A 17,658-nucleotide genomic window follows, 5' to 3' on the forward strand; every position below is an offset into this window, starting at 1 on the left:
GCTGGGGCGTGAGGAAGTGTTCATTCATGCGCAGCGCGATCAGAACAATGTGGTCCAGCATGATGAGACCACGCAGGTGGGTAATGATCGCAAGGAGCAGGTTGGGCGGGATGAAACGACCATCATTGGAAACGATCGTGGCGAAACCGTTGGCAACGACGAGCGAATAACCATCGGTCAGGACCGATTCGTCGATGTGGGTCGAAATCAGATATGCAACATTGGCAAGGACCGCCTTGAAACAGTTGGTAACCACCGCCAGGACCGCATCAGCGCCAACCACTCGATAAAGATCGGTGGCAATCTGGAGCAATTGGTCGAGGGATATGCCGAACTGGAAGCTCGCCAGGCAATTCGTAGACGTACTCGCCTGTACGAGCTACGGGCTGGCGAAGCGATCGTACTTCGAGGGCCGGGTGGCTCGATCTGTATCGACGACACCGGAATCACCCTGGACGGCCCCAGTATTCGTATCAAAGGCGAGGTCCACCAGACGCTTGGCGCAACGACCAACCCATTCGCCATCCACAGCGCTCCAGTCAGCGGCAAACCATTGGAGCGCTTGTGCGGTCGTCGCTTCGATGGCACCTGCGATCTTCCTGACTGCCGTTGTCTGGGAGAGCGAAGCCGATGAAGGTTGCATCGCAACCCGTAGCTTTTGCAGATCCCCCTGCGGAACTGTTGAGCGACGGCTTTCAATTTTTGCTGCTAATGACCAGCGACTTAGAGAATTGGGCTTACCGGCCGATCCCTCGTGAGTTTCCGCTGCGTCCAGCCTATGCCCCTTCAGTACTGGAGCTCATCCGGGAAGTTGCCAGTGATGTTCCGCATGCCTGGTTATGGAAACACAGTGCCCTGGATGACAACCATGAATATGGCCCGCTGTTGGTGGACGTGCACGAAGCTCCTGAACTGATGCAACACGCTATTTCGAACTGGATGCCCATTGGAGGCGCCATTGCGCTGGATGCCCAGATCGACCTCGCTGCTTTATCCGACCACTTCACCAGCATGGTGCAGTTCACGCTTGCGGATCACGGTTGCGCTACACATCACCTCAAGCCTAACTACCTAACGGCATGGCTGGATGCGCTGACTGATGAAAATCGGGAGGCCTGGCTCGGCCCAGTATCTCGATTGCTATGGCGAACCAACTGGGGACCTGCGCACACATGGAAAAAGCTTGAGCGAATACCGACCGCTGCCCGCTCAAGAAACGCCGCGTCCTTATCTCTCCAGCAACAGGAATTGTTCCAGCTAGAAGCCGGCATGCACGAACACTTCGTACTCAGCCTCGCCCACGACGTGCTGGCCATGCCACAGCACAACGCCCGTACGCTGATTGACATTCGCCAGTGGATCGAAACCCTGCTGCCGCAACTGCGAACGCTCAACTTCAGAGATGAAGAGGTCTGCGGCCACTTCATTCGCCTGGTGGCAAGAAACCTGTGGCTGCTGAGCAATGAACAAGCATGGGACATCTACGGCAACCTCGACGAGTCGCCTCAAAGCCGCCTCTATCAACTGGAGCTACTGATCCACAGCAAGGGAACGCACCATGACTAGCATTGCCTTCAACAGCGCCACCTCCGGCCCCGCCTGCAGCCCCCGTGTACCTATCCTTCCATTGCGCTATGCCATCGCGCCACGCGCAGGCGACGCTCCCGCCATTCGCTACGCCGACTCAGGCTTGGCCCTTGAGAAACGTTTCCCTGCGCTGCAGCACTCCAGCTATACCTTGCGGGCGCTGCGACCCGGTTATGTCTATGTCTTCATGAAAGGCTCGCGCACGGAAAAAATGGTGATCCATGAATACGACGGCGAGGGTCGCTACAAGGAACTGCGCTATCGCGGGCTGGAGAACTATCACCAACGCGATGCTTATTTGTCTACCCAGGGCCTGGGCTGGGTATGGGCAGACACTGGCGAGGAAGATGCCAAGGAGGTCTGGATTGGCTACAGCCCCCACCTGTGGACCAACGCCATGACGGCAAGCGTCAGTCATTCGCCGGCGTTGCGCGCTCGCCATATGCGCCAACTGGACATGGCCGAACTGATAACCGCCAACAAGACGCGCTCCTCTCAACCCCATGTACTGCCTCTTAGCGCGCTGAGCACCTGGGTCGAAGACTTCAAGCCAAACGATCAGCGCATGTCATTCGAGTGGAGTAGCCACCCGGTGCCAGAAACGCTGTCGTTTGGCAGCCTCAATGCCATGGCCCGGCACTACCCGTACAGCCAACCCAAGATTCCCGTGGTGGTGGTGCTCAATGACATGCAGGGTCTGGCGCTGGACCTGAGCCTTTGCGCAGCGGCCTACCAACATCAACTGCGCGACCTGATACCGGCCGAGCCGTTGGAGCACACCCGACCGCAACAAGCCACGGAACAACAGGATGTGCCGGGCTGCTACCAGTTGGACGCACAAAGACTGAGTCGCAAAAGCCAGGATTTCCACCACCGCAACTTGGTGGCCATGTTGCTGAACAAGACGCTGGAGAGTATGTATCCAGCGGACTCGCCACCGCTGGATCTTGCCGTTCAGCGTATTCAATCATCGGCAGAACGCCCGTTATCCAACGCCGAGGCGCGCTACCGGGCACTTGTGGATGAACGCCACTCCCCCATGGGCGCTCGCCTGGCGCAACGCATCGACACCGCCCTCTATCACCAATTTTTGACCGAACGCGATGAACTCGACCTGCGTATCCAGGCCTTGCAGGAACAGGCGCTGCAAGCGAGCGACGATCACGATACCTGGCTCGCCACCGCTGAAGCCGAGCACCTCGATAACCCGTTTAGCCTGGCCGCGGCACTGTCGAGTTATGACCGCGATGAACCCAGCTCGGCCCTAGGGCTAGAGATTTCCCTGGCGATGATGATCCACGCCATGGGCCAGCCGGTCCCTGGAGCCGAAGACCGCGACAAGCGCTTCAAACGGCTCGAACAGTGGCTGGACCAGCACGATAGCCCGCTCTACACCGCCCTCGCCCCCTTCAACCCGTTCAGCGACAAGGCCGACGCAGTGGGAGGCTTGCTGGGGGGCAGCGACAACGTGATCCAGAGTTTGGTAGGCCGCTTTCCAGCCACTGCGGGCATCACGGACCTCACTGCCCAGTCCGTCACCACAGTAGTGCTCAAGCGCATGCGCGGACAAACCCGCTGGGATGCCAGCCGTACCTTGCGTCAGCAGGTCCAAGTGGCTGCACAAGAAGCCAATGCACAAAAGGCATTGGGCTTGCTCGAAGCGCGTTATGGAATTACCGACCAGGCCATCAGCAATGATCCGTTCAGTCAGGAGGTGCAGCGCTACCTGAAGAGTGGAATGGCACAGGTAGAAGAAATGAGGCAGTTGCGTATCACCGGCAGTCGAACGGTGTCGGTGGAGCTGACCACGACGGCACGGGTTAAACCAAACTTCGCGGGTCTACTGGCAGCAAACACAGGCGCCTCACTCAATGCCGGCATGTTGTGGTTCAACGTAATTTCGCTCAAGGGTGCCTATAACAGCCTGCAAAAAAGTGATGCTCCGGAGTATACAACGGGGTTTGCTGCTTCGATTTTTGGCGTGATGGGTGCCGCGGCGGCAGCGATGGTAAGTGCGCGAGCGGCACAGAAAGTGGTGATGATGAGGCTGAGTTCGACAGCGCCTGGGATGGCTTTTGGTAATGGGCTTATCCATTTTCTTAGCAGCAAATTATTCACTAGAATACTAGGTTATCCTGCAATACTTCTCGGCCTGCTTTCAGATAGCCTCAAAGCACTCCGCCAAGCACAAAACGGAGATGACACTTCAGGAACACTTAGCTTCTTCGCAGGCCTAGCAATAGCGGTCGGATCCGTCGCAATATTAGAAGGTACCTTAGCTATCGCCACTACTACAGCACTCATCCCTCTAATAGGGCGGATTGCAGTTATATTATTGGGAGGAGCGGCACTTGCAGTCGGTATTTACGGCCATTTCAAGGCACATGAAAGACTCCACAGCCCTATAGAGCTATGGGCAGCCCGCAGCATTTTCGGAACACGTCTTAATGATGGTGAAAGTCGGGACACCATTGGGCTAGACTCCGAGCTCAAGCTACCCAGATATAAAAGTCTGGCAGAAGAGATCGAGCAGTGGCATGCCGCTTATTACATGCCGATCCTGCTATCCACCGATGAAGCTAAAAGCCTTGATATATCTACCACAAAAAATCTCTGGAACCATAAATTCACCTGGTCGCAGCCAAACTGGACAGAAATCACTCACAACGAGGTAACGAGCACTGCTCCTACTGTAGAGCTAGTCATATTACTAAAGGAGTTTCGTCTCGGGCAAAGCACATGGTCATCAGACCTACTCACCAGCAATACGTCAAAATCGATTGTGCTACCAAACCCACACTGCCACATCACACCCTACGGACTAGTTCTTCTCTTCAAGACAGCAGCGAGAGAGGAGCAACAAACAAAACTTAAAATAACCTATCACCCAAACGTAGGCCACAGCACACCTTCAATAACATCTTTCACTCCGAGCCAATAAAATGTCAATACAATGGATATTTGACACCAAGACCAAGACCAAAACCAATATCAAGCCCAAAATTAAAGGACAGGTATCAAGCCGCACCCAAACCGTTCTATGCTTGCGCAACCCCTGGGTAACAGACTCTGTATTTATGGGGAAAACATATACTGCAATGACAGTAATTTTCGCAGCGTTCGACTACTCAATTTTATTCCACGCCCACACGCATAACCTTCTTGAAAATGCAGATCTATTTCTAATCGGACTAATCCTAGGTCCATTTATTTTCACGCCATTCCTAGCCTACCGAATAATATTCATCAAGAAACTCTCAAACATATATCTAAATCGCGAAACAAAAAAAATATATTACCAACGCTTTAGAAAAAACATCACCTTTGACTGGAACAATATAGGAGGCGGTATTTTCGCACGGACCGAATTCGGCGGTGCCTCCTTCAGCACCAGCTACGCCCTTGCCTTCGCCCCCCGCCGGGAAGATGGCAGCCTCCATAAAATGGACTGCCTCTGGATCGACAGCAACGAACCAACCGAACCGAGCGCCCACTACGTCGCCGAAGTCTGGGAATACCTACGCCACTTCATGGACCACGGTTTGGACAAACTCCCGCCACCCGACGAGTCCAACTGGTGGCACCGACCGCTGGAAGCCATCTGTCTGACCCCATCGGAGGCCTGGCGACACTACGCCCCCTGGCGCACGGGGGAGCCAGGTGAAATGCAAGGCAAAAAGCTCTGGCAACTCCCCTTCTGGGCCGTACTGTTCCCCTACAACTTCTCCCTCGCAGTGTGCTGGTACCTCATCTGTCGACTATTCAACGTGCAGGCAGCACCGGCTCCACCAGAAGCGTTCGAAGATGCTCCCACCCAGCCTGGAAAGAGGAAACGCAAGTGAGGGATGTAAGCGAAGGCCCCGCAACCCCGAACTGCCATATAACACCCGCAGAACTTACACCAAACTTCAAGCACGAGAGGAAAAGCGCGAGATACGTAAAACTTAATATCATCTACCAAGCCAGCAAAAGCATATATAGCGAAAACAAAACAATCACTCAATTCATGCTGGAAAATTAAAATGTCTATAATATGGGCGTTTGGGCCAAAAAACCAAATCAACACCGAACCCAGAATATCTGGACAACTCTATGAAATCACCCACAACACGCTTTGCCTACACAACCCATGGGTGACCGACTCGGTATTCATGGGAAAAATCTACACTGCAATGATTGTCTGCCTAGCTTTCCTTGCATATTCTTCTTTTCCTACTCACAACGCAAGCTTTACGCCAGACATTTATTACCTTTCGCTTGCCCTGCAAATACTAACACCACTCATCTTCACCCCATTCTTAATTTACAGAATTCTATTAATAAAGAAGCTGTCAAAAATATATCTAAATCGACACACACAAAAAATCCACTATCAGCGCTTCGGAAAAAACATCACCTTCGACTGGAACAACATTGGAGGCGGCATTTTCGCACGCACAGAATTCGGCGGGGTCTCCTTCACTACCAGCTACGCCCTCGCCTTCGCCCCCCGCCGGGAAGATGGCAGCCTCCATAAAATGGACTGCCTCTGGATCGACAGCAACGAACCAACCGAACCGAGCGCCCACTACGTCGCCGAAGTCTGGGAATACCTACGCCACTTCATGGACCACGGTTTGGACAAACTCCCGCCACCTGACGAATCCAACTGGTGGCACCGACCGCTGGAGGCCATCTGTCTGACCCCATCGGAAGCCTGGCGACACTACGCCCCCTGGCGCACGGGGGAGCCAGGTGAAATGCAAGGCAAAAAGCTCTGGCAACTCCCCTTCTGGGCCGTACTGTTTCCCTACAACTTCTCCCTCGCAGTGTGCTGGTACCTCATCTGTCGACTATTCAACGTGCAGGCAGCCCCGGCACCACCAGAAGCGTTCGAAGATGCTCCCACCCAGGCTGGAAAGAGGAAACGCAAGTGAGGGATGTAAGCGAAGGCCCAAGAGCGGTGGTCCCGATGACCGGGCCTGTCCCATTACATCACTTTCCTACGACCCTCTAAGGGATGGCCGAAGGACGAGACGCATTGCCCCTCAACCCTTGTAATTCAACCTGAACCGATGCAACAACGGCTCGGTATACCCACTAGGCTGCCGCCCTCCCTCGAACACCAACGCACACGCCGCCGCAAACGCCAGCGACCGCTCGAAATCCGCCGCCATGGGCCGATACAAAGGGTCGCTGGCGTTCTGCGTATCCACCACCACCGCCATGCGCTTGAGCGCGGCCATCACCTGGGCCGGGTTCACCACACCATGCCTGAGCCAGTTGGCGATGTGCTGGCTGGAGATACGCAAGGTGGCGCGGTCTTCCATCAGGCCGACATCGTGGATATCCGGCACTTTCGAGCAACCGACACCCTGCTCGACCCAGCGCACCACATAACCGAGCAAACCTTGCGCGTTGTTTTCCAACTCTTCAGCAATAGCCTTGGCGTCCCACTGGCTGGCATCACCCAATGGCACCTCCAGCAATTCGTCCTGCAACCGCAGCAGTTCCCCGGCATCGGCCTGCTCGATGATGCGGGCCTGAACGGCGGCGACATCGACCTGGTGGTAGTGCATGGCATGCAGCGTCGCGGCGGTCGGTGACGGCACCCAGGCGGTGGTGGCGCCGGCCTGTGGGTGGGCGATCTTCTGTTCGAGCATGGCGCTCATCAAATCGGGCATGGCCCACATGCCCTTGCCGATCTGCGCGCGGCCTTGCAACTGGCATTCAAGGCCCACCAGCACGTTGTTGCGCTCGTATGCCTTGAGCCAACGGCTGGTTTTCATATCGCCCTTGCGCAGCATCGGGCCGGCTTCCATCAGCGTGTGCATCTCGTCGCCCGTGCGGTCGAGAAAGCCTGTGTTGATGAACACCAGGCGCTCTGTGGCCTGGGCGATGCACGCCTTGAGGTTGAGCGTGGTGCGCCGCTCCTCGTCCATGATGCCCATCTTCAAGGTGTTGGCCGGGAGCCCCAGCATCTGCTCGACGCGGTCGAACAGTTGTGCGGCGAACGCGACTTCGTCGGGGCCATGCATCTTCGGTTTCACGATGTAGACGCTGCCTTGCCGGGAATTGCGACGGTGCTCCAGGTCATGCATGGCCGCAAGGCTGGTGACCACGGCGTCGACGATGCCTTCGGGCACTTCCTGGCCGTTGCCATCGAGCAGTGCGGGGGTGGTCATCAGGTGGCCGACGTTGCGTACCAGCATCAGTGCACAACCAGGCAATTCGAGACTGCTGCCATCAGCGCGGGTCCAGCGACGTGAGGGGTTGAGGCGGCGGGTGATGGTGCGGCCGTCCTTCTCGAGGGTTTCGCTCAAGTCCCCCTTCATCAAGCCAAGCCAGTTGCGATAGACCAGGACCTTGTCGGCTGCATCCACGGCGGCTACGGAATCTTCGCAGTCCATGATGGTAGTGAGTGCTGCTTCGAGCACCACGTCTTTGATATGCGCCGAGTCCTGGCTGCCGATGGGCGTGGCGCCGTCGATATGGATCTCGATGTGCAGGCCGTTGTTTACCAGCAGCAGCGCGCTTGGGGCGCTGGCCTCGCCTTGCAAGCCCAGCCATTGTTGCGGATGCGCAAGGCCGGTGGTCGAGCCATCGGCCAGAGTGACGCGCAACTGGCCATTATCGATGCGGTAGCGGGTGGAGCCGACATGGCTGCCCGAGGCCAGCGGCACGCTGCGGTCGAGGAACTGGCGGGCGAAGGTGACGACGCTCTTGGCGCGCAGCGGGTTGAAGCCCGACGCCCTGGCAGTGGCGCCTTCATCGGCAATGACGTCGGTGCCATACAGCGCGTCGTACAACGAACCCCAGCGGGCGTTCGCGGCGTTGAGGGCATAGCGGGCGTTCATCACCGGCACCACCAGTTGCGGGCCGGCTTGGGTGGCGATTTCGCTGTCGACGTTGGCCGTGCGAACCGCCACGGCTGCGGGCACCGGTTGCAGGTAGCCAATAGATTGCAGGAATTGGCGGTACGCGGCTTTGTCCTGCACCGCCCCAGGGTTGGCGCGGTGCCAGGCATCGAGTTTTGCCTGGAGCCGTTCGCGGGTATCCAGCAGGGCGCGGTTGAGCGGTGCGAGGTCATGCACCAGGCGGTCGAAGGCGCTCCAGAAATGGCTGGCCTGCACGCCGGTTCCCGATAGCAGTTCGTCTTCGATGAAGTGCAGCAACTGGGGTGCGACGGTCAGGTGGCCTCTTGCAATGAACTCGCTCATGACGCTCCTCTCTTTCGCCGTGACAAGGCGAATCTCTTATTGTTGGTGGGGCGTCAGTGTTACCCATTATGTATTTTGAATTCAATATTCATTTTTTTAGCAGGCTGCGGATCGCGACTTGGGTGCACGCCTCATTCATATCGGCGCGAACCTGCACCCCCCCGCAAGGCGCAACCTGCAGCACCTGGGCGAGCAGCCGTGCCACCTCCGGCATACGCGTGGCGCCCAACCCTTGTCGGGTGATGAACTGGGTGCCGAGACGCAGGGCGTAGCGACCCGCCTGTGTGGGGTCGACGCAGGTGCCGATGAGTATTGCGTGGGTCTGCAGTACCCGCATTACGGCACGTGGGTCGACACTGCTGGACAGCGGCAACAGCAACTGATGGGTGTGCACCTCCCTGCCCTGCGCAGCGATTACCGGCAGGCCCGCCTCGAGCAAGGCACGATGCAGTGCCGCGCTGTTTTCGACGATGGCACGCGCATAGGCGCCGTTATCGGCCAGTGCCTCATCGAGGGTGACGGCAAGCGAGGCCAGGCGCCCGGCGTCGTAGTTGGCGAGCATTTGCCCGTCCAGCACGCGGTCGAGTGCCTGGGCATCCTGCGGGTTGCGCCCCAGCACCAGCCCTTGCGGACGGCCAGGCAAGGTCTTGTAGGTGGAGCTGGTGACCAGGTCGACCCCGGCATCGAACGGGTTGGGGTAGACCCCGCCGGCAATCAGGCCCAGCACGTGGGAGGCATCGAACAGCGTTCTGACGCCCACGGCACGGGCCGCTTGGACCACAGGCGCGATATCGTCGGCCTTGACCATGATACTGCGGCCCAACACCACCCACTTTGGCTGTACCCGTTCGACCTGGACGACGGCACGTTCGGTATCCAGCTGACAGGTAGCGGTATCGAATGGCAGGTCTTCGACCACAAGCCCGGCCATTGCTGGCGTGCCGCCCCGGCGCTGACTGAGGTGTCCGCCATGCGCGGCAGCCGGAGCCAGTATCCGGTCGCCTGGCTGGCAGTAGGCATGGAACACCGCCAGGTTGGCCAGGGTGCAACTGGGCAGGCGCACTTGCGCCCAGTCGGCTTTGAACAGCTGCTTCGCGGCCTCCTGGGTATACAGTTCCAGCTCACTGACCAGCTCGGTTTCCGGTTGCTCCTTGGCAAACGCCGGCCCCATGGCGGGGTAGGCACTCAGCGCCGGATTGTAGGCGGCCATCGCGCGGGGGCTGGGCAGGTTCGCGCCGGCATACAGCATCAGGCGCTGCGATTGCAGTTGCGGCAAACGCTCGGCGCAGTTGGCCAGCAAGGCATCGAGGTTACGGGCCATGCTTATGCTCCCTGCCGACGAATCGAATTCGGGTGCTCGGTTTCGTCGCGCACCATCAGCATGATCGCGTCGCGCTTTTCCAGCAGGTGATGGCGCAGGATATGGCTGAGCCGTTTGCCGTCCCGGGCCTCCAGCGCCACGATCATTTCCTCGTGATCGTGCAGCGCACGCTCCCATTTCGGCGCCTGTTGGTTGGACAGAAAACGCAGCGAGTGAATACGTCGGTTCAACGACAGGTACACCTGACGCAACGCCGAGTTGCGCGCAGCCAGGTTGATGAGGTCGTGGATCGAGCGGTTGCGGTGGTAGTAGCCCGGCAGGTCGTTCTGGTTCTTGCTGACCACCATGGCGTTGTGCAGCGCCTTGATCTCATCGAGCTCCTGGGTGGTGATGCGCTCGCAGGCCAGCTCGCCGGCAAAGGCTTCTATGCCGCTCATCAGCTCGAAGGTTTCGCGAATTTCCTGCTCCGACATGCGCGCAACGCTCGCGCCACGGTTGGGGTTGATTTCAATCAAGCCTTCCATCGCCAGCACCTTCAGCGCCTCGCGCAGCGGCGTGCGGGAGATGCCCAGGGTGTCGCACAGCTCGCGCTCGTTGAGTTTCTTGCCGGGCGCCAGCACCCCTTCGGTGATGAAGTTGCGCAGGTGCTCCACCACTGTGTCGTGCAGACGCTGGCGTTCCAGCCTGGGCATCAACAAGGGCTGTGACGGGGTATTCGGCTCATTGTTATTTTGCATTCAAAATCCTCATCGTAAGCGATTGAAAGCACGCTCTTATTTGGAAATCCCAGTGAATATGGGAAACATTAGCCCATTTCGGGCCTTTGACACAGGGAAAAGCCGTGCTAACGTATTTTGCATTCAAAATACAAAAACAAAAAGGAGTCACCATGTTGAAGCTCGATTTCCACCCTGCTGGCCGCCACTTCCTGCAAATCCCTGGCCCGAGCCCCGTCCCAGACCGCATCCTGCGGGCCATGAGCTACCCCACCATCGACCATCGCGGCCCGGAGTTCGGCGAGCTGGGCCTAAAGGTGCTCGAGGGCATCAAGAAGATCTTCAAAACCGTCCACCCGGTGGTGATCTATCCGGCCTCCGGCACCGGCGCCTGGGAAGCGGCGCTGTGCAACACCCTGAGCCCGGGCGATGAGGTGCTGATGTTCGAAACCGGCCACTTCGCCACCTTGTGGCAGAAGATGGCCCTGAGCCTGGGCCTGAAGCCGCAGTTCATCGGGCGGCCCGGGATAGAAGGCTGGCGCGGTGGGGTCGATGCGGCGATGATCGAAAGCCACCTGCGTGCCGACAGCGGCCATCGCATCAAGGCGGTGTGCGTGGTGCACAACGAAACCAGTACCGGCGTCACCTCGGATATCGCTTCGGTGCGCAAGGCCATCGACGCTGCCGGGCACCCGGCGCTGCTGCTGGTCGACACCATTTCCGGCCTGGCCTCGGCCGATTACCGCCACGATGAATGGGGCGTGGACGTCACTGTTTCAGGCTCGCAAAAAGGCCTGATGCTGCCACCGGGCATCAGCTTCAACGCCCTCTCCCCCAAGGCCCTGCAAGCCAGCAAGAGCGCTACCCTGCCGCGCAGCTTCTGGGGCTGGGACGAAATCGTGGAGATGAACAAGACCGGCTACTGGCCCTACACCCCGAACACCAACCTGCTCTACGGTTTGAACGAGGCGCTGGAAATGATCCTGGGCGAAGGGCTGGAGAACGTCTTCGCCCGCCACAACCGCCTGGCGCAAGCCTGTCGTACCGCAGTCAATGCCTGGGGCCTGGACATCCAGTGCGCCGACCCGAGCGTGTACAGCCCGGTCCTCACCGGCGTGATGACCCCCGAGGGCATCGACGCCGACGCGGTGCGCAAGGTCATCTACGAGCGTTTCGACATGTCGCTGGGCACGGGCCTGGGCAAGATGAAAGGCCGCATGTTCCGCATCGGCCACCTGGGCGACTGCAATGACCTGACCCTGATGGCCACCCTCACCGGCTGCGAAATGGGCCTGCAATTGGCGGGCGTAAAGCTGCAGGCCAGCGGCGTCCTGGCCGCCATGGACTACCTGGGAGGGCAATCGGTACCGCTGCGACGCGGCTGATGTGAAAGACGCGGTACTGCGCGCTGTGGCCCTGGCCCAGCGCCTTGAACGACGAACTATCCCGAACTTTCGCATCGTCTGCGAAAACAATAAGAAATTGGAGATAGACCATGAAGTTTTTCCGTCTGCGCCCCACCACGGTGGTGCTGTTCATGCTGTGCGCCATGTACTTCATCACCTACCTGGACAGGGTCAACGTCAGTACTGCTGCCGTCGGTTTCGGGCCTGAGTTCAACCTGACCAAGACCGAAATCGGTATCGTCTTCTCCGCCTTTGCCTACCCCTACCTGGTGTTCCAGATCATCGGCGGCTGGGTCAGCGACCGCTTCGGCGCCAAGCGCACCCTGGTGGTCTGCGGCATCATCTGGGCTGCCGCCACGGTGATGACTGGCCTGGCCGGTGGCTTCGTTTCACTGATCGTCGCCCGCGTACTGCTCGGCCTGGGCGAAGGCGCCACCTTCCCTGCAGCCACCGCAGCGATGTCGCGCTGGGTACCCAAGGAGAAACGCGGTTTCGCCCAAGGCATCACCCACGCCTTCGCCCGCCTGGGCAATGCCCTGGCGCCGGCTGCGATGATTGCGATCATGGCCACCTACGGCTGGCGCGAGTCGTTCTACGTCTGTGCGGTCATCAGTTTCGTCTGGGTGGGGCTGTGGGCGCTGGTGTTCACTGAATTGCCCAAGGACCATCCGCGCATCTCCCAGCAAGAGCTGGACTCGTTGCCCGCCCCCAAGGTCAAGAACAAGGACCCGCTGCCCTGGGGCCGCCTGTTCAAGCGCATGGCGCCGGTGACCATCGTCTACTTCTGCTACGGCTGGACCCTGTGGCTGTTGCTGAGCTGGGTGCCGATGTACTTCATGAACCTTGGCCTGGACCTCAAGGGCACGGCTATCTTCGCCTCCGCAGTGTTCTTCGGCGGGGTGGTCGGCGACACCCTGGGCGGCATCGTCAGCGACCGCATCTATGCGCGCACCAACAACCTGAACAAGGCACGCAGCCTGATGGTATCCATCTGCCTGAGCCTGACGCTGCTGTCGCTGGTGCCACTCATGTTCACGACCAACATCCACATTTCCCTGGCCTGCCTGGCTATCGGTTTCTTCTTCTCGGAAATGACCATCGGCCCGATGTGGGCCATTCCCATGGACATCGCGCCCGACCATTCCGGCACCGCTTCGGGCATGATGAACACCGGCTCCGCGATGGCGGCCATCATCAGCCCGGTGGTGGCCGGCATGCTGATCGACAAGTTTGGCAACTGGCAGTTGCCGTTCCTGGTGAGCATCGTGCTGTTGGCCATCGGTGTGGCGCTGTCGTTCAAGATGAAGCCGCAGAACCGCTTCGAATATACCAAGGCGCCGGTGGCGCCAGCCGAGGAACTGCGGCCCAGCCCGGCCGTTGGTAAATGACCCCCTGTGGCCGCGCTTTCTGAGCGCGGCTCTGATCAAAGGAGCGACACCTTGAATACCGCAGCCCCTTCTGCGCAACTTGCGCAACTTCTCGTCGACGCCCAGCGCGAACGCAGCCCGCTGGGTGAGATCGAGCAACACCTGTACCCGAAGGATTTCGCCGACGCCTACTACACCCAGCAAGCCATCTTCGCCCTGCGTGGCCTTGAGGCCGGTGGTTGGAAGATCGGTTCGAAATCCCATACCGGCCCAGTGCAGGGCTCGCCCCTGCCCGCCGAATGCCTCCACGCGCCGGGCAGCACCTTCGCCCGGGCCGACTACGCGCCCGTGGGCCTGGAGCTGGAAATCGCCTTGCGCTTCAAGCGTGACTTCACCCCGCGTGACGAGGACTACAGCGAAGAGGAAGTACACGCAGGCATCGGCGAAATGGCCGCGACCATCGAGATCGTCTCAAGCCGCTTCGCGGCGTTCCCCAAGGTCGAGCCTTTGACGCAACTGGCCGACCTGCTCAACCACGGGGCCTTGGTGGTGGGTGAGTTCGTGCCCTACCGGGACGACTTCCCGTTTGCCCAGCCCACGCTGGAGCTGGTGTTCAATGGCGAAAGCATCGTGCCTGGGCCGGCGGCCAACCCGGCGGGTGATCCGCGTCGGCTGCTCACTTGGCTGGTCAACCACCACACACGCAATGGCCAGGTGCTGCCGAAGGACTTCGTCATCACTACCGGGTCGTTCACCGGGATGTACTTCGCCAAGGCGCCTGGCGAGCTGAAGGGGCAGATCAATGGGCTGCCGCCGGTTTCGCTGAAGCTGACCTGACGCATCGATCACGGTGCACTGGGGCTGCTTTGCAGCCCCTCGCGGCGGCCCTCTTTAGAGGGTCGACTGAACCTCAAGCCGGCTCATACACCCGATAGCGCGGCGCCCAGAATAACGCCTCGATCGCCTCGCCCAGCGCACGCTCATCCTGCCTGGGTGCAACGCCATCCTCCTGCGCAGCCTGCGCAACAGCCAGCGCAATGGCCTTGCTCACTGCCTGCACCTCCCCCATCGGCGGCAGCATCTGCCCTTGCTTGGCACTGCTTGCCAGCGCCCTCGCCGAAGCCATCAGCATGCGCTCGGTCACACGGGTGGCCTGGCTCACGATCACGCCCAGGCCGATGCCTGGGAAGATGTAGGAGTTGTTGCACTGGGCAATCGGATAAGAACGCCCTGCCCACTCCACCGGCTTGAACGGGCTGCCGGTTGCGATCAGCGCGTTACCTTCGGTCCAGGCCAGCAGGTCCGAAGGTTGCGCCTCGATCTGCGAGGTGGGGTTGGACAGCGGCATGATGATCGGCTGGCGGCATTGCTGGTACAGCGTGTGGATGATGCTTTCGGTGAACAGCCCAGCCTTGCCGGAGACACCGATCAGCACGCTGGGGCGGGCATTGCTCACGACTTCCTGAAGGTCTGGCCAGTCACCCGCGAACTGCCAATCCGCCAAAGACGCCGTGGCATGGGACAAGCGCTCCTGGAACGGATACAGCCCTTGCTGGCGATCGGTCAGCAAGCCTTTGCTGTTGAGCAGGAACACCTGGCGGCGCGCCTGGGCATCGCTCAGACCCTCCTCGACCATCGCCTGAATGATCTGCTCAGCGATGCCGCACCCGGCAGAGCCGGCGCCGACGAAAGCGATGGTTTGCCGAGACAGTTTTTCGCCCTTGATGCGACAGGCCGCCAGCAGCGTGCCGACAGTCACCGCTGCGGTGCCCTGGATATCGTCGTTGAAGCAGCACAGGCGATCGCGATAGCGCTCCAGCAGCGGCATCGCATTGGCCAGAGCGAAGTCTTCGAACTGCAACAACACCCCCGGCCAGCGTTTCTGCACCGCGGCAACGAAGGCTTCCAGAAAGTCGTCATACTCTTGGCCGCGTACCCTTGCTTGCTTGAGCCCGAGGTATTCCGGGTCTTCGAGCAGGGCCGGATTGTGCGTGCCGACATCCAGCACGATGGGCAAGGTGTACGCCGGGCTGATCCCTCCGCAGGCGGTGTACAACGACAGTTTGCCGATTGGAATACCCATGCCGCCGATGCCTTGGTCGCCCAGGCCAAGGATGCGCTCGCAGTCGCTGACCACGATGACCTTGACGTTGTCCTTGGTCACGTTGGCCAGCATTTCGTCGATACGACCGCGGTCCTCGTAGGAAATGAACACGCCGCGATGGCTGCGGTAGATCCGGGAGAACTCCTGGCAGGCCTTGCCGACGGTAGGCGTGTAGATGATCGGCAGCATTTCTTCGAGGTGTGTTTCCACCAGCTTGTAGAACAGTGTTTCGTTGCGATCCTGAAGCGAGCGCAGGTAGACATGCTTTTCCAGCGGGCTGGCTGCCTCGCTGAACTGGCGATAGCCCCGCACCACCTGTTGCTCCAAGGTCTCGACCTGCGCAGGCAACAACCCCTGCAACTGGAAACGCTGGCGCTCCTGCTGGGTGAAGGCGGTGCCTTTGTTCAACAGCGGCGTTTCCAGAAGCGCAGGGCCTCGGAACTTGACGGGCAGTGGACGACGTTCGGATGACATGACGGTGCCTCGCTGGGTTGTTGTATTTTGAATTCAATATACCGACAACCCATCGAAATGCAATTCACCTCTTTCCAGCCCGCTTCCAATATCCCGGTGCGTTGTACACCTCCTTCAGGTAGTCGACGAAGAACCGCACCTTGGCCGGCAGGTGTCGCTGCTGCGGCCACACCGCTTGGATGTCGTACTCGGGCAGGGCGAATTCGTCGAGCACGGTGACCAGGGTGCCAGCATCGAGCTCGGCCTGGATCTCCCAGGTCGAACGCCAGCCGAGGCCCACGCCTTGCTGCATCCAGGCGGCCAGCAGTTCACCGTCGTTGCACGCCAGGTTACCGCTGACCTTCATGGCCACGGGCCGACCATCGCGCATGAAGGTCCAGCCGCGCTGCTGGCCGCCCTGCAGGGTGAAGGCCAGGCAGTTGTGCTCGGCCAGATCCTCCAAGGTGCTCGGCTGGCCGTGCTGGGCAAAATAGCCGGGGGTGCCGCACACCACTCGCTTGTTGGGGTAGAGCTTCACCGCAACATAGTTGGGGTCGCGTATCTCACCGATGCGGATGCTCAGGTCATAGCCTTCGCTGACCAGGTCGACGACGCTGTCAGTCAGGTTGAAGGCCAGCTTCACATTAGGGAAGCGGCGCTGGAACTCCAGGGCATGGGGCGCCACATGGACGCGCCCGAATGCCGCCGGTGCGGAAATCTGCAAGCTGCCCTTGACCAAGGACGCGCTGCTGCAAATAGCGGCTTCCAGGTCATCGAAATCCAACAGTAGCTTGGTCGCCCGCTCCAGCAATTGCTCGCCCAAAGTGGTCAGCTTCAGCCCGCGTGTAGAGCGGTGCATCAACTTGACCCCCAGGCGTTTTTCCAGGCTGTCCAGGCGCCGCCCGAGAATGGCCGGAGTAACCCCTTCGGTCAGGGCCGCAGCGGCAAAGCTGCCTTTTTGCGCCACCTGCACGAAACTCTGCAACTCCACATATCGCCCCATTCCATACCTCAGGTATCGACAGAATCTAATTTTTTGGCCTTCAACAAGCCTATTCGGTACTTCATGCTGCCACTCAATAAGAAAAATATCGACCCAGTGTCAGGAGAGGATCATGGCGAGAATGAGAGCGATTGAAGCGGCAGTGCACGTGTTGCGCCGCGAGGGTGTGGAGGTTGCGTTCGGTATTCCGGGCGCGGCGATCAACCCTTTCTATGCGGCGATGAAGTCGGTGGGCGGCATCGATCATGTCCTCGCTCGCCACGTCGAAGGGGCCTCGCACATGGCCGAAGGCTACACCCGCACCCAGGCCGGCAATATCGGCGTGTGCATCGGCACCTCCGGCCCTGCGGGCACCGACATGGTCACCGGCCTGTACAGCGCCTCCGCCGACTCCATCCCGATTCTCTGCATCACTGGCCAGGCCCCGCGTGCTCGCCTGCACAAGGAAGACTTCCAGGCCGTCGACATCACCAGCATCGTCAAGCCCGTCACCAAGTGGGCC

General features: G+C 59.6%; 13 protein-coding genes and 1 pseudogene. 9 read left to right on the top strand and 5 right to left on the bottom strand.

The genetic code is table 11. The features are described from left to right. The 5 genes and pseudogenes from RAC97_RS23960 to RAC97_RS23980 all read left to right on the top strand — a co-directional run. Positions 1-634, top strand: a pseudogene (locus tag RAC97_RS23960) (type VI secretion system tip protein VgrG); the annotation flags it as partial. After that, positions 631-1,566, top strand: a complete 936-nt coding sequence (locus RAC97_RS23965) for a DUF4123 domain-containing protein (protein WP_375102113.1) — start codon at positions 631-633, stop codon at positions 1,564-1,566. The pseudogene RAC97_RS23960 and the gene RAC97_RS23965, both read left to right, overlap by 4 nt. Continuing rightward, entirely contained in the window at positions 1,559-4,528 is a 2,970-nt protein-coding gene (locus RAC97_RS23970; RefSeq protein WP_375102114.1) for a T6SS effector BTH_I2691 family protein, read from the top strand. The genes RAC97_RS23965 and RAC97_RS23970 overlap by 8 nt, the downstream gene beginning before the upstream one ends. Before the next feature lies 1 nt (position 4,529). Next, positions 4,530-5,429: a DUF6708 domain-containing protein gene (locus tag RAC97_RS23975; RefSeq protein ID WP_375102115.1), complete on the top strand. Its 900-nt coding sequence runs from the start codon at positions 4,530-4,532 to the stop codon at positions 5,427-5,429. A gap of 180 nt (positions 5,430-5,609) precedes the next feature. Next, positions 5,610-6,503 carry a DUF6708 domain-containing protein gene (locus RAC97_RS23980; RefSeq protein WP_375102116.1) on the top strand — a complete coding sequence of 298 codons (894 nt, stop codon included), beginning with the start codon at positions 5,610-5,612 and terminating at the stop codon, positions 6,501-6,503. A 111-nt stretch (positions 6,504-6,614) separates the two neighbouring features. Here RAC97_RS23980 and RAC97_RS23985 read toward each other — a convergent pair whose 3' ends face one another. From RAC97_RS23985 to RAC97_RS23995, 3 genes are all read right to left on the bottom strand, one after another. After that, the gene (locus RAC97_RS23985) at positions 6,615-8,786 is read right to left on the bottom strand and encodes a malate synthase G (protein WP_375102117.1); all 2,172 of its coding nucleotides are present in this window, start codon (positions 8,784-8,786) and stop codon (positions 6,615-6,617) included. A gap of 88 nt (positions 8,787-8,874) precedes the next feature. Continuing rightward, a complete protein-coding gene (locus RAC97_RS23990) occupies positions 8,875-10,107 on the bottom strand; it encodes a glycine hydroxymethyltransferase (RefSeq protein ID WP_375102118.1) in 1,233 nt (410 codons plus the stop codon). A 2-nt stretch (positions 10,108-10,109) separates the two neighbouring features. Continuing rightward, on the bottom strand, positions 10,110-10,844 hold the full coding sequence (locus RAC97_RS23995; RefSeq protein ID WP_375102119.1) for a GntR family transcriptional regulator: 735 nt from the start codon (positions 10,842-10,844) through the stop codon (positions 10,110-10,112). A gap of 152 nt (positions 10,845-10,996) precedes the next feature. Between RAC97_RS23995 and RAC97_RS24000 the strand changes: the two genes are divergently transcribed. The 3 genes from RAC97_RS24000 to RAC97_RS24010 all read left to right on the top strand — a co-directional run bounded on the left by RAC97_RS24000 (position 10,997) and on the right by RAC97_RS24010 (position 14,433). Further along, positions 10,997-12,208 carry a pyridoxal-phosphate-dependent aminotransferase family protein gene (locus RAC97_RS24000; protein ID WP_375102120.1) on the top strand — a complete coding sequence of 404 codons (1,212 nt, stop codon included), beginning with the start codon at positions 10,997-10,999 and terminating at the stop codon, positions 12,206-12,208. A gap of 110 nt (positions 12,209-12,318) precedes the next feature. Continuing rightward, positions 12,319-13,617, top strand: a complete 1,299-nt coding sequence (locus RAC97_RS24005) for an MFS transporter (protein ID WP_375102121.1) — start codon at positions 12,319-12,321, stop codon at positions 13,615-13,617. Between the two features lie 51 nt (positions 13,618-13,668). After that, on the top strand, positions 13,669-14,433 hold the full coding sequence (locus RAC97_RS24010) for a 2-keto-4-pentenoate hydratase (protein ID WP_375102122.1): 765 nt from the start codon (positions 13,669-13,671) through the stop codon (positions 14,431-14,433). A 73-nt stretch (positions 14,434-14,506) separates the two neighbouring features. Here RAC97_RS24010 and RAC97_RS24015 read toward each other — a convergent pair whose 3' ends face one another. Together RAC97_RS24015 and RAC97_RS24020 are read right to left on the bottom strand one after the other, a co-directional pair. Continuing rightward, entirely contained in the window at positions 14,507-16,174 is a 1,668-nt protein-coding gene (locus tag RAC97_RS24015) for an NAD-dependent malic enzyme (protein ID WP_375102123.1), read from the bottom strand. Positions 16,175-16,238: 64 nt separating this feature from the next. Continuing rightward, complete coding sequence (locus tag RAC97_RS24020; protein ID WP_375102124.1) at positions 16,239-17,156, bottom strand: LysR family transcriptional regulator; 918 nt, start codon at positions 17,154-17,156, stop codon at positions 16,239-16,241. A 112-nt stretch (positions 17,157-17,268) separates the two neighbouring features. On the opposite strand from RAC97_RS24020, the gene RAC97_RS24025 reads away from it, so the two are divergent. Next, the coding region (locus RAC97_RS24025; protein WP_375102125.1) for a thiamine pyrophosphate-binding protein at positions 17,269-17,658 on the top strand (390 nt) is incomplete at its 3' end.

The sequence above is a fragment of the Pseudomonas sp. LS_2 genome (assembly GCF_042709235.1).
GTDB lineage: Bacteria > Pseudomonadota > Gammaproteobacteria > Pseudomonadales > Pseudomonadaceae > Aquipseudomonas.